This window comes from Nocardiopsis changdeensis (assembly GCF_018316655.1).
Taxonomy (GTDB): Bacteria; Actinomycetota; Actinomycetes; order Streptosporangiales; family Streptosporangiaceae; genus Nocardiopsis; species Nocardiopsis changdeensis.
In genome coordinates, this window is record NZ_CP074133.1 from 2269035 (window position 1) to 2282761 (window position 13727).

Sequence of the window (13727 nt, forward strand, 5' to 3'; positions counted from 1 at the left end):
GTGAGCACCTCCGCGGCGGCGGCGCCCTCCCGGGGCGCCGCCGCCGTCGCCTTTCCGGCGGCCTCCGGGGCTCCCCGGGAGGCGGGGGCCTCAGCGGAGCGGGCGCGCCTCGGCGAGGAAGCAGCCGAACACCACCGCGCGCACGTGGACCAGGGCCACCCCGGGGTCGGCGAACACCTCCGCCAGCAGCCCGTCGACCTCCCCGGCCCGCTCGACGGGCAGTTCCACCGTGACGCCCCCGCGGATGCGCCCCCGGGCGTCGTAGGCGCGCAGCACCCGGGGGGACCCGTGCAGCCCCACCGGGTAGCCGCCGCCTTCCGGCCCGCCGCACGGGTCCCCGTGGACGAAGACCGGCCCGACCTCGTCATAGGCGCCGGGGTCCACGCCCCGCTCCAGGGCCCAGGCCCGCAGCGGCGCGTAGGAGACGAGCATGATGCGCTCCCCGGCCCGGCTGCGGCGCAGGCAGCAGCGCAACGGGGCGCCGCCCTCGGGGTCGGCGAAGATCTCCCGGACACGGCCGGCGTCGTCGCCGACGCGCAGCCGCTCCAGGACGCCGGGCGCGATCGCCCGGATCTCGAATGACGGGGTCGTCCGGGTGGTCCGGGCCTTCGGCGGCGCGGCCACCGGGACGGTCGGGACAGTCGCGTTCATCGTGGTCATGGGTGGAGCATCCCCCGTCCGCGGCCCGGGCACCGGCGGTCATCGGACATCTCATTCGGGCGGGCCGCCATCCGCGAGGGTTCCCCCGGAGGCCGTACTCCTGTCACAGGAGCCCGCTATAACCTCAGGCATGTCCACGACTTCCCCACACGTCACGGAGCCGATCTGGACCGAGGGTCCCGACGGTTACTCCCTGGCCATCGAGGGCACGGCCCTCGCCTGCCGCAACGCCAAGGGCACACGGCTCAAGACGGTCCCCAAGAAGGTGCGCGAGTCCGAGCAGGCCCAGCGCCTGTCCGACGTGCTGCTGTGGCTGGAGCGCCACGAGCGCGACTGCGCGGCCCGCGTCGAGTCCTGGCTGCTGGGCTCCCTCCCCGTCCCGGCCGCCGTGCTGTCACGGGTATGGGCCGACCCCTCCTGGCAGGGCCTGCTCTCCGACCTGTTCGTCGCCCCCGAGGGCGGCGGCGAGGGCGGGTTCCTGCGCGGCGTCGACGACCGGGGGCGCATCGGCGTGCTCGACCTGGACGCTGAGAGCACCTGGCTGGACGCCGACCGGGTCGTCCCGCTGCACCCCGTCCTCATCGAGGACCTGGACGACGTGCGCGAGTTCGCCCTGGAACTGGGCATCACCCAGCGGCTGCCCCAGCTCACCCGCCAGATCCACCGCCTCCCCGACACCCTCGACGCCGACGCGACCCGGGTGGACGACTACGCGGGCGGGCGGTTCGAGCAGCTCCGCCACGCCGCCGGCCTGGCCCAGCGCCACGGCTTCCCCGTCCGCGGCGGCTACACCACCTGCCGCGTCGTCGAGGGCGGGCGGCCGGTGCAGGCCCGGTACTGGATCGGCTCCGACGCCCCCGACTGGGAGACCGAGACCGGCCCCCTGGTGTGGGTGGACGACGACGAGCGCGTCCTGAAGCTCACCGAGATCGGCCCCGTCGCCTGGTCCGAGGGCGTGCGGATGGCCGAGCTCGTCCACGCCGGCCGCAAGAACACCGAGGAGGAGAAGAAGTGACCACCCCCAGTGAAGCCCTCCTCGACGCCGCCCTGGCCCCCCTGGACGCCGCCGTCGACGGACACACCGACACCGTCTCCGCCCGGGTGTACACCCACACCGCCCTGGGCGACCGCGCGGTCGTGCGCCTGGTGCCCGACGCCCTGGCCCCCGCCGAGGACTCCGCCATGGACTTCCTCGGGTTCGCCGACGGCGGGCACTCCGAGCCCCTGGCCCTGACCCGCCCGCGCGGCCTGGGCTACCCCGAGTGGGCGCTCATCCACGACCCCGACCGGCGGGCGCAGGCGCTGGCCCTGGTCCGCCCGATGGAGAAGGCCGCCCGGCTGGCCGGGACCCGGCCCGGCCCCGCCGCCGACGAGTTCGCGCGCATCGCCGCCGAGGTGCCCATCCCGCACCTGCCCGCCTACTGGGAGCAGGCCGGGAGGGCTTTCCTGGCCGCGGGGAACGCCCGCACCGCCGCCGTCATGTTCGGCCGGGCCCGTGAGGCCGAGCAGGTGTACAGCCTGCCCGTGGACGAGGCCACCCGGCGCGAGTCGTTCCTGGAGTTCGCGTTCGCCGGGGCCCTCACCGTCAAGGCCCTGACCGCCCACGCCGCCGAGCTGTCCGGCCGGTACACCGCCGACCGGGCCTACACCGAGTTCCGCGAGCTGGCCGTGCGCCGCACCCTGGGCGGGCTGCCGCCGTGGACCGGCCTGCTCAAGCAGATGCGCTCCCTGGCCAAGGCCGCCGGGATCGACCAGGTGGAGCAGGAGCGGGAGCTGCTGCGGGAGCTGCTGGCCGTGCCCGCCACCTCCTCCGCCCCCGAGGGGTTCTGGAAGTCCGCCCGCGCCACCCTGGCGGCCCTGGGCCGGGATGACGCCGAGGTGGCCCGCGCCCTACTGGGCATGTTCGTCGACTCCAGCGGCTACGACGACACCGGCTTCCACGCCTGGTGGCTGGAGCTGCTGTCCGACGCCGGCTCCGTGGACCTGCTCGCCGACCCGGCCCAGGCCGTGCCCGGCGGTGCCGCCGGATGGCTGAGCCGCATGATCTCCCACACCCGCGGCTGGCGCTGGTCGCTGCCCGCCGGGTTCCTGGACCTGACCGCCCGCATCGCCGACCGGCTGCGCGCCGACGGGACCCCCGTCGACCTCACCCGCACCGCCGGGTACTACGCGGGGAACATCCCCGCCGACCTGCTCGACCTGTGCCTGGAGCTGGGCGTCCCGGTCACCGCGGACACCGACCAGCGCGGCCTGGACCTGGAGACCTGGGTCGACCACCCGCGCGGCGGCCCCCGCCGCGACCTGCGCTTCCTGCGGGCGGACCCCGCCTGGGAGCCGCTGGTGGGCCGGGCCGTCGCCGCCTACAGCGGCGGGTACGCCCGGGGGCACGGCGGCCGCCGGGTGCTGGAGGACCTCCTGCCCTACGAGTACCTGCACCCCTACATCGGGAAGCGGCTGGACGTCCTCACCGGAGCGCTGGGCGGCGGGCTCCTCCAGGTGGAGGAGGGCCTCCAGAGCCTGCGCAACGAGTGCGAGGGCGGGGTGTTCCGGGCCTTCCCCGAACACCTGGACCGGCTCGCCTCCCTCGACGTCGCCGACCTGCTGGCCGACACCCTCAACGCGGGGATCATCGACGAGTACGCCTGGCCCGCACTGGAGGAGGCCGCCCTCGAACTGGGCGCCCAGGCGGGCGGGGGCGCCCGGCTGGCGGGGACCGCCAGCTGGCCGTACTACACGCTCACCTCGCAGGAGCGGACCATCGCGGTGGGACCACAGGGCCGTGTCGCCGAGCACGTCCTGGACCTGCCCAAGGGCGCGCACGAGCCCATCGCGTTCTACGTCCAGGACCGGTTCCTGGTCGCGTACTCGCAGAACCACGACCGGTACGGCTACTGGTCCGACGCCCCCGGTGAACGGCTCTCCTTCGACTACTCGTCGGTGGTCAACAGCCACACCTCGGTGTCCCGCGGCAACGGGTGGCGCTACACCCTGCCCAGCGCCGCCCAGCTGACCGCGGACGGCGCCCGCATGAACGGCGAGCGCGCGCTGCGCGCCGGGGACCCCGACGGCCCCCGGGACCGGCACGTGCTCTCCGACGGCCGGACCTACTGGGCCGAGCGGGAGCTCGGGGACGGGCTGGTCGAGGTCGACCCCGCCACCGGGGCCCGGGGGCGCGTCAGCCTGCCGTCCTTCCTGGAGGACCTGCGGCTCGGGGCCGGCGAGTGGTTGCAGACGGGGCTGTCCAGCCTGGCGCCGCTGCCCGGGCCCGTCTCCGGCGGGCCGCTGGGAGAGGCCGCGGGAGCGGCCGGGTTCGCGGTGGTGCGGGGCGACGGCTCCTACCGCGTCGTCTCCACCGGCGGCGGCGAGCTCACGGTCCGGTCCGCCGGGGAGGGCCGGGGTCGGCCCCCGGCGGCGATCGGCCTGTTCACCGCGCCCGGCGGCGACACCCGCATGCTGGCCTCCGACAACGGCATCGCCCTCCTGGACTCCACGGGCGGCCAGATGTGGAACTGCCACACCGGCGGGGCCTGCGAGTGCACCGCCAAGTGGGGCACGCCGCACCTGCCGCCCCTGCAGTACTGGTACTTCATGGGTCCGCGCGACGCCGGGGCCTCGGCCCGCCTGCGCGCCGTGCGCGGCGCCGACCTCAAGGACCTGGTCGCCGCCGCCACCGCCGAGCACAGTGCCACCGCCGCGGCCCCGGTCCGCAACCGGCGGGTCGTCGGGGCGAACCCCTACCCGGCGCCGACGACCGTGTTCACCGTGGAGCAGAAGATGCCCCGCAGCCGGGAGGCGGCCCTGTCCGTCCTCTCCGGCGGCGACCGGAACCCCGACACGGGCGTGGCCGACGGGGTCGTGGGCCTGACCGTCGCCGCCGTCCGGCTCCGCCGCGACCTGGACGGGTACCTCGAGGCGATCCGGAAGGTCCGGGAGGTCGTCCCCTCCGGTCCCGAGCCCGAAGCGCTCGTCGGCGGGCTCTGCCGGTTCCTGCCGAACCTGCGGCATGTGGGCGGCGACGTGCGCGGCCACATCGAGGCCACCTCCCGCTTCCTGCGGGGGGAGACCGGCCCCGAGGCGCTGGCCGCGCGGCCGCCCGCCGGCATCGACTGGTCCGGGCTGCCCGGGGCGATCGGGCTGCTGGCCTGGTCCGCGGCCTCACCGCTGACCGGCGAGGAGGAGCGCGCCGCCCTGGTGGACTTCCTCGCCCGGTGGGCGGGCACCGTGTTCGCCGACCCCGCCGTCGAGCTCGACCTGGGGACCGCGGTCTCCGCGGACGAACGCGACCCCGTCGCGGTGGGCGCCGACGGCGGCCGCAGGGTCGGCCTCGCCCTGGTCCCCGACCTCTCCGGCCGACCCCGCGGCATGGAGGAGAAGCACGCCCAGTGGTTCGCCGAGGTCCGGACCGGGGACCCCCTCCCCCTGCCGGAGGGCCTGCGCGAGGTGGACCGCACCCGGACCGCCCCCGGCTGGGGCACCGCCGCGGCGATCACGGCGTTCCTGGCGGCCCTGGCCGAACACGGCCCGCTGACCTGGGACGAGGAGGCGGTCGAGGTGCTGGCCGAGCGCACCGGGCTGCCGCGGGAGGCCGCGACCCTGCTGCTGCACCAGCGCTTCAACGAGCTCGGGCTGCCCGCCGACCAGCGCAAGGCCATGGGGCTGACCGAGGCCCAGCTCTCGATCGGCGCCGAGGAACTCGCGGCGGGCAACGACCGCGACCTGTGGTGCGCGCTCTACCACGAAGCCCTGCCCGCCCCCGAGGAGACCGCCGGCCTGTGGTCCCCGGCGGGGGCGCGCGCCGCCGCCGAGCGGCTCGCGGACGCCTGGAACCGCCTCAGGGGCGCGCGCACGTCCCTGCCGCGGACCGTGCTGGACGCCCTCAACGCCCCCTGGCGCCCCGTCGGCACCACCACGGTGCGACTGCTGGCGGACCCCACCGGGCACCCCGCCCTGACCGAGGACGCGAGCAGTCACCTGGAGGTCGGGGAGAGGTACGGGCGCGTCGACGTCGCGCTCCGCCAGGAGCCCGAGCAGGCGGCGCGGCTGCACGACCTGCTCCGGGAGTTCGCCCTGCTGATCCCCTGGGCGTACGCCGAACTGCCCGCGGGCGACCCCGTCCGGGAGTCCGTCCCCGCGCTGCTCGAGGCGGTGCGCGCCCGCCTGGACGCCCCCGAACTGCTGCTGAGCGCGTTCACCACCTGGGGGGAGGACCACGACGGGCTGCTCGAACGGATCGGCGGCGAGGAGTGCCCGGTGCCCGGGAAGGCCGGGGCCTCGGCCCAGGCCCGCGACAACGGAACGGTGCTCGCCGTCCAGTCGCACTACTCGCTGCACCTGTTCTTCCGCCCGGCCCGGTTCGACGACGGGGTGGACGCCCGCACCCTGCGGGCCCTGATCGGCGGCGGCGAGTACACCGTGTACGGCCACAACCAGACCAGGATCGTGGACCTGCTGCGCAGCCCCGGGTACACGGCGATCGCCGAGCGCATCGCCGCCGGCTCCCTGCCCGCGGGCGCACGCGAGTACGACCCGGCGGCCTGTGCGCCGGAGCTGCTGACCGAGGCGGCCGCGACGCTCGGGCTGTCCGACGACGCGGCCCGGCTGTACCTCCAGCTGCTCGCGGTCCTGGAACCCACCGACAAGAAGGTCCGCGCCTTCAACGGGTGGACCCCCGCCCGGCACAAGAAGGCCCAGGCCGAGCTGCTCGAACACGGCCTGGTCATGACCGCCAAGCGCGCCCGCGCCGGCCGCACGGTCTTCCTGCCCGGAGCGTGGACCGACATCAAGTCGGGGGCCGACCTGCCCTTCGAGACCTGGAAGGCGCCGCTGTACGGTCTCGTCCGGGGCGAGCACGGTGTGTCGGGGCCGGTCCCCGGCCGCCACCTGCCCCCGCGCCCGGTCCCGGAGATCTTCGCCGAGGCGTGGCGGCGCACCCGTGAGGGCGACGCGCCGGCCCTGTGAGCCGCGCCCCGGCCCCGGCGCGACCCGCCGGGGCCGGGGCGCCCTCCGCCCCTCCCCTTCGACCCCCGAACCGCAGACCTTTGAGGAGCCCGTGGTGCCCGAGCCCGCCACCGATGTGCAGATCGAACCCGCCGAGCGCAGCCACGCCGGCGAACTGGCCTTCCTGGCCGCCCACGACACCGGGCCGCGCCCGCCCGGGTGGGCGCTCACGCCCCGTTCCGTGGTGACCTTCATCGCCGGCAGCGGCGGCGAGCGGCTGCGGCTGCCCGGACCCGTGGAGGGGCTGCCCGACGCGCTGGAGATCCCCGCCAAGTTCGTCGGCGACCGCTCCCTGGTCGAACGCTGCGTCGTCACCCTGGCCGGGGAGCGCGGGCTGCTCCTGGTCGGTGAACCCGGCACCGCCAAGTCCATGCTGTCGGAACTGCTGGCCGCCGCGGTCTGCGGCACCGGCGCGCTCACCGTGCAGGGCACCGCGGGCACCAGCGAGGAGCACCTGCGCTACGGCTGGAACTACGCGCTGCTGCTCGCCAAGGGCCCCGTCCCCGAGGCGCTGGCCCCCTCCCCGGTGCTCACCGCGATGCGCACCGGCCGCGTCGCCCGGGTCGAGGAGGTCACCCGCTGCCTGCCCGAGGTGCAGGACGCCCTGGTGTCGATCCTGTCCGACCGGCGCATGGCGGTCCCCGAACTGGGCGACGAGGGCACCTTCCACGCCCGGCCCGGGTTCAACGTCATCGCCACCGCCAACCTGCGCGACCGCGGGGTGTCGGAGATGAGCGCCGCCCTCAAGCGCCGGTTCAACTTCGAGGTGGTGCCGCCCATCGCGGACCCCGCCGCCGAGGTGGCGCTGGTGCGCGACCGGGCCGGGGCCGCCCTGGCCCACCACGGGCACTCGCTGCCCGTGGACGACGCCGTGCTGGAGGCGCTGGTCACCGCGTTCCGCGACCTGCGCTCGGGCACCTCGGCGGAGGGCTGGCCCGTGGAGCGGCCCACCACCGTGATGAGCACGGCGGAGGCGGTCGGCGTCACCACCTCCCTCGGGCTGCAGAGCGCCTACCTGGGCGTGACCGACCCGCTGTCGCTGCTGCCCGGCTACCTGCTGGGCGCCGTCCGCAAGGACGACCCGGAGGACCAGGGGCGGCTGCTCGCCTACTGGGACTCCACCATCCGCCACCGCGCGGAGAACGGCGCCCGCATGTGGCGCCGCCTGTACGAACTGCGCCACGTGCTGGGGGAGTGAGTTGACCACCTCCGCCGAGGCGCCCGGGGCCGTGCTGGAGGCACTGGCCGGGTGCGCCGACCCCTTCCTGGTGGGAGTGCGCCACCACTCGCCGGTGCTGGCCGCGGCGGTGCCCGCGCTGCTGGACGCCGCCGACCCCGACGCGCTGTTCGTCGAGCTGCCCTGGGAGGCCGGGCCGTGGCTGGAGTGGCTCGCCCACCCGGACACCGAGGCGCCCGTCGCCCTGGTGTTCGGCGCCGCCGACGGGGGCGGGCACGCCTTCTACCCGTTCGCGGACTTCTCCCCGGAGCTGGCCGCCCTGCGCTGGGCCCGTGACCGCGGCGTCCCGGTCCACGCCGTCGACCTGCCGGTCGCGGTGCCCGTCCCCGGGGAGGGGCCGGGCGCCGACACCGGGCTCTCGGGGGCGCTGCTGCGCGCCGCCGGGGTCGACGACGGCGAGGAACTGTGGGACCGCCTGGTGGAGTCCCGCTCCTACGGCGCCGACCCCGAGCGGGTCCGCAGGGCCGCGCTGGCCCTGGGCTGGGCCCACCGGGCCGCCGACCCCGGCGGCCCGGGCCCGCGCGACCGCGCCCGCGAGGCGTGGATGCGCCGCCGCATCGCGGAGGTGGGCGCCGCCCGCCCGGCCGCCGTCGTGGGCTCCTACCACGCCGCGGCCCTCCTGCCCGACCCCGCCCGGGACGCCCTGCGCCGCCTCCTCGCCGCCGGCTCCGCGGACCCCGGCGCCCCCTCCCCGTCCCCGGCGGCCGTGACGTCGGCCTCGCTGGAGGTGCCGGAGAGCCCCGTCGGGCTGCCCGACCCCGGAGAGGTGCCCCTCCCCGCGCCAGGGGAGCAGACCGCCGGTGTCGTCAGCGCCCTCATCCCCTACACCTTCGCCCTCCTGGACTCCAGGTCCGGCTACCCCGCCGGCATCCGCGACCCCGAGTGGCAGCAGGACGTGTACGCGGCGGGCGGTGCGCCCCGGCGGGTGGAGGAGGCCGCGATCCGCCGCCTGGCGGGGATCGGCGCCCGGCTGCGCGCCGCCGGCCACGTGTGCGGCGTCCCCGACACCACGGCCGCCTACCGCCTGGCGCGCGACCTCGCTGCTCTGCGCGGCCTGCCCGCGCCGGGCCGCCGGGAGCTGATCGAGGCGCTCACCACCGCGCTGGCCCAGGGCGAGCCGCTGGGGCGCGCCCGGGCCCTGGCCCGCGCCGCCCGCGGCGAGCTCATCGGCCTCCGCCGCGGCCGAGCGGCCCCGGACGCCCCCGCCTCCGGGCTCGGCGTGCACGTCGCAGCCCTGGTCGCCCGGCTGCGCCTGCCCGGCCCCGCCGACGACCGGCGCGAGCTGCGCCTGGACCCCGAGCGCTCCCCGCTGGACCGCGAGCGGCACATCGCCCTACAGCGCGCGTCCGCCGCGGGCGTCGCCTACGCCGACCCGGTGCGGGGCGCCGGCCCCACCACCGACGGCGAGACCCTGGGCCGCACCTGGGAGGCCCGCTGGACCCCCTCCACCGAGGCCACGCTGGAACTGGCCGCCTGCTACGGCACCACCCTGGAGCAGGCCGCCCGCGGCCGCATCGCCGCCCGGCTGCGCGAACACGAGGGCGACCTCACCCCCGGACTCGCCGGGGACCTGCTCACCCGGGCCGCCGAGTGCGCCCTGCCCGACCTGGTCACCGAACTGGGCGCCAGGATCCTCGACGAGGTGCTGCCCCGGGCCGGCCTGACCGACGCCGTCGCCCTGCACGACCGCGTCCAGCGGATCGCCGCCGGACGCGTCCCAGGCCTGCCCGAGGCCCCCGAGTCCCTGGTGCGGCTGGGCTCGCGGCTGGCCGAGGCCGCCATCGCCTCCGTGCCGGGGATGGCGGGGGCCACCGGCAGGGACGACGCCGTGTCCCTGCTGCGGGTGGTGCGGATGGTCCAGGACCAGGCCGCCCTGCCCGGCGCGGTCGGCCCCCACCGGCTGCTGTGGCAGCTGCGGGCGCTGCTCGCCGAGGGCGGTCCGCTGGCCCAGGGCGCGGCCTCGGCCGCCCTGCTCCTGCTCGAGGCCGCCGGGCCCGGCGAGACCGCCGCCCGCCTGGCCGGGTGGGCCGACGACGCCTCCGACGGCACGGCCCTGGCCCGCCGGCTCACCGGAGCCCTGGTGGTGGCCGCCCCGGTGCTGGAGGCCGACCCCGCGCTGCTGGACACCCTCACCGAACGCGTGGAGGGCTGGGACGACGCGGGCTTCCTCGCCCGCCTGCCCGCGCTGCGCGAGGGGTTCGACGCCCTGTCCACCGCGGCCCGCGGCCGTTTCCTGGACGCGGTCACCGAACGCCTGGGCGAGGTGGACACCGACCTTTCCGTGCCCGCGGCCCTGGCCGCCGCCCTGACCGACGCGGACGGTGTCGCCCGCGCCGCCGTGGGCGCCCTCCTCCCGGCCCTCCTCCCCGGCCTCGCCGCCGCGGAGCCCCCCGCCGCCGTGGCCCCGGACACCCTCCCGCGGGCGGGGACCGGTTCCGGATCGGGCGCCCCGGCCGCGGGGCGGACGGCGCCCCGGGGCCGGGACGGCCCCCGGGCCCCGCGCCATCGGCGCCGCCGACCGCTGGCGGCTCGTGCTCGGCCGCGAACCGCACGGCGGGGGCGCCCCCGCGCGGCGGGCGGGCCGCGCCCTGGACGAGCTCTACGGCCACGGCCACGGCGAGGGGTCCCAGGACCCCACCGGCGGCCGCGGCCGCTCCGTGCCCGCCGCCCGGGAGTGGTCCGACGAACTGGAGGCCCTCTTCGGGGCCACCGTGCGCGAGGAGGTCCTGGGCCGGGCGGCCGAACGCGGCCGCACCGACGTCCTCGACCACCTGGACCCCGACACCGTCACCCCCTCGGTCGACCTCCTCGAACAGGTCCTCTCCCTGGCCGGGGCCCTGCCCGAGGCGCGCCTGGCCCGGCTGCGGCCCCTGGTCAAGCGCATCACCGACCGGCTCACCGCCGAGCTCGCCCGCCGCCTGCGCCCCGCCCTGACCGGCCTGTCCGTGCCCCGGCCCACCCGCCGCCGGGGCGGCCGCCTGGACCTGGGCCGCACCGTCCGCGCCAATCTGCACACCGTCCGCCCCGGACCGGACGGGCCGCTGCTGCTCCCCGAACGGCCGGTGTTCGCCACCCGGGCCCGGCGCAGCGCCGACTGGCACGTGCACATCGTCGTGGACGTCTCCGGGTCCATGGAGCGCTCGACGATCCACGCCGCCCTGGTCGCCGCGATCCTGCACGGCCTGCCCGCGCTGAGCGTCTCCCTGACCGCGTTCTCCACCGAGGTCATCGACTTCACCGACCGGGTCCACGACCCCCTGGCCCTGCTGCTGGAGGTCTCGGTGGGCGGCGGTACCGACATCGGCGCGGCCCTGGCGCACACCCGCTCCGCGGTGCGCGTTCCCGGCCGCACCATCGTCGCCCTCATCACCGACTTCGAGGAGGGCGGGAGCCTCGGCCGCACCCTGGGCGAGGTCCGGGCCCTGGCCTCCAGCGGGGTCCACCTGCTGGGCCTGGCCGCCCTCGACCACGGCGGCGCGCCCGTGTACAACCGCGCGATCGCCTCCTCCTTCGCCGACGCCGGGATGCCGGTGGCGGCGCTGGGCCCGGAGGAGCTGGCGGCGTGGATCGGTGAGAAGGTGCGCGGTTGACCACCCTGGAAGGACCCACGATGACCGACCGGCCCCGGATCGCCCCCGAGCTGCTCGCCGCCCTGGTGGAGGCGGCGCCCGCACGGGTGCGCCGCAAGCTCGACGCCGCGCCCCGCGCCGCAGGGGAGTGGACCTGGACCCGCGGGGACGGGACGTGGACCGTCGCCGCGGGCGGCGAGACCGTCACCCTCACCGGCGCCGACCTCACCGACCCCGGCCAGGCCGTGTGCACCTGCCTGCTCTCCCCGCGCTGCCTGCACCTGCTGTCGGCGGTGTCCCTGCTCGACACCACGGCCGACGACGGACCCGCCGACCCCCCGGACGCCTCCGACGGGGAGCCCTCCGGGCCGCCCGCCGGCCACGACCCCCTGGCCGAACCCGTCGAGCCGGACGCCGCGGCCCGCGCCGCCGCCCGCGCGGCCTGGGACGCCGCGCCCGCGCCCTGGCCCGCGGGGTGCGCGCCGCCGGGGCCTCCGGCCGCGCCGAACTGCTGCGCGCCTCCGCCCTGGCGCGCGCCGCCCGCCTGCCCCGCCTGTCCGCCGCCTGCGTCGCCGTGGCGGCCGGACCGCGCGACCACCCCACCCCCGACTTCGACCTGTCCGCCTACACCGCCTCCCTCGCCGCACTGCTCGACCTGGCCTGGCGGCTGGGCGGGGGACCCGAGGGGGAGCGTCCGACCCCCACCCGGGCCGACGTCGGGGTCGGCCGGCGCGCCTACACGGAGATCGGGTCGCTGCGCCTGTACGGCCTGGGCTGCGAGCGCGTCGTCACGGCCTCGGGGTACGCGGGCGTGGTCACCCACCTGGTGTCGGTCTCCGACGGAGCGCCCCGGACGTGGAGCGTCTCCGACATCGCGCCCGGAGGCCCCGAGCGGGCGGCCGCCGCGCACGGTGCCCGGGTCTCCTTCGGCGGGACCGCGCTGAGCCACCGGGACCTGGGGCGGGCCGCCCTCGTCGCGCAGCGCGTGGGCGCCAGCGCCGACGGCCGGCTCAGCGGGATGTCGGCCACCACGGCCGCCACCGCCGACGCCCCGCCCTGGGACGAGGGACCCCTCGCGGCGCTGTGGGAGCGCCCGGCGGCCGAGCAGATCGCGGACGCGCTGGCGGCCCTGGCCGCGCCTACCCGCCGCAGCGGCGCCGACCTGGTCTTCACCGAGTTCACCGTGGTCGGGCCGCACCCGGAGGGCGCCGAGGCGACCGCGGGCGGCCGCTCCCTCGTCCTGGCCGCCGACGGGGCCCGGGACCCGCTGCGCGCCCGCAACCTGGCCAGGCTCGCCCGGCAGCCGGGAACGGTGCTGCGGGTCATGGCCCGCCCGGTCCTGGAACGCCCGGGCCGCCTGGTGCCGATCACCGCCGACGGCCTGCCGGACCTGCCGCGGGCCCGCCGCGGCCGTGCCGACCTGTCGCTGGACACCCTGCGCTGGGCGGACCCGGAGCCGGCCCCGGACACGGTCCCGGCCGCGCCGGCGCCCCCGCCGCCCACCGCCTCCGACCCCGGGACGGCGGTGCTGGACCGCGTGCTGAGCCGCCTGGCCGAGGCCGGCCGGGAGGCCGTCCCCGCCGACCCCGGGACACGGTTGCGCGAGCGCCACCTGCGGACCGGCGCCGACCTGCTCACCGCGCTGGCGGCGGCCGCGCGCGAACGGGTGCGCACGGCGACGGGGGAGTCGGCGGCCCCGCCCCCGGACCGGCTCGCGCTGGCCTGGCTGGCCGCCTCGACCTACCTCACCGCGGTCCGCCACCGCCTGCACACCCTCGCCTGGGACCTGTGACCGGTGCCCGGCCCGGCGGCGCCGCCGGGCCGGGCCGGGGTCAGGGGCGGCGCCAGGCCAGCGCGGCGGCCCAGACGGCGGTGCCGGTCAGGACCAGCGCCAGGGGCACGTGCGCCTGGAGCGGGCCGTAGGTGCCCAGCGCCGCCTGGGGGAAGCCCAACAGCAGCGCCAGCCCGCTGACCAGCGCCAGCGTCCGGGGGACCCCGCCGCCCCGGCCCGCCGAGTTCCAGTACCAGAGCGCCGCCGCCAGCTGGAGCACCGCCATCGTGTGCACCCCGAACGCCCCGTAGTAGTGCAGCGGCAGGGCGGCCGCGTTGAACGTCACCAGCTGGCCCGCCGTCGCCCCCTCCCACAGGATCGCGGCCAGGTGGGCCAGGGCGGCGACGCGCACCGCCCACAGCGGTGCCGGTGTAGCGGTGGTCGTGGTGGTCCTGTCCATGGCGGGCCTCTTCGTCTGTGCTCGGTACGGCCG

General features: G+C 77.7%; 7 protein-coding genes and 1 pseudogene. 6 read left to right on the forward strand and 2 right to left on the reverse strand.

The annotated features are described in order from the left end of the window. Window positions 1-90: 90 nt before the first annotated feature. Window positions 91-660, reverse strand: a complete 570-nt coding sequence (locus KGD84_RS10390) for a DUF1203 domain-containing protein (protein ID WP_220560058.1) — start codon at window positions 658-660, stop codon at window positions 91-93. Window positions 661-790: 130 nt separating this feature from the next. Between KGD84_RS10390 and KGD84_RS10395 the strand changes: the two genes are divergently transcribed. From KGD84_RS10395 to KGD84_RS10425, 6 genes and pseudogenes are all read left to right on the forward strand, one after another. Beyond that, window positions 791-1675 (forward strand): DUF4132 domain-containing protein, encoded by an 885-nt coding sequence (locus KGD84_RS10395; RefSeq protein ID WP_220560059.1) that lies wholly within the window; start codon window positions 791-793, stop codon window positions 1673-1675. After that, window positions 1672-6618, forward strand: coding sequence for a hypothetical protein (locus KGD84_RS10400; RefSeq protein WP_220560060.1), 4947 nt, complete (start codon window positions 1672-1674; stop codon window positions 6616-6618). The genes KGD84_RS10395 and KGD84_RS10400 overlap by 4 nt, the downstream gene beginning before the upstream one ends. Before the next feature lie 94 nt (window positions 6619-6712). After that, window positions 6713-7855, forward strand: coding sequence for an ATP-binding protein (locus KGD84_RS10405; RefSeq protein WP_220560062.1), 1143 nt, complete (start codon window positions 6713-6715; stop codon window positions 7853-7855). Window positions 7856-7964: 109 nt separating this feature from the next. Next, window positions 7965-10088: pseudogene (locus KGD84_RS10410) on the forward strand (DUF5682 family protein); the annotation flags it as partial. 337 nt (window positions 10089-10425) lie between these two features. Further along, window positions 10426-11484 (forward strand): VWA domain-containing protein, encoded by a 1059-nt coding sequence (locus KGD84_RS33545; protein WP_277615505.1) that lies wholly within the window; start codon window positions 10426-10428, stop codon window positions 11482-11484. A 454-nt stretch (window positions 11485-11938) separates the two neighbouring features. Continuing rightward, a complete protein-coding gene (locus tag KGD84_RS10425; RefSeq protein ID WP_260697206.1) occupies window positions 11939-13255 on the forward strand; it encodes a hypothetical protein in 1317 nt (438 codons plus the stop codon). Between the two features lie 40 nt (window positions 13256-13295). On the opposite strand, the gene KGD84_RS10430 is transcribed toward KGD84_RS10425, so the two are convergent. Continuing rightward, window positions 13296-13694 carry a hypothetical protein gene (locus KGD84_RS10430; RefSeq protein WP_220560066.1) on the reverse strand — a complete coding sequence of 133 codons (399 nt, stop codon included), beginning with the start codon at window positions 13692-13694 and terminating at the stop codon, window positions 13296-13298. Between the last annotated feature and the right edge of the window lie 33 nt (window positions 13695-13727).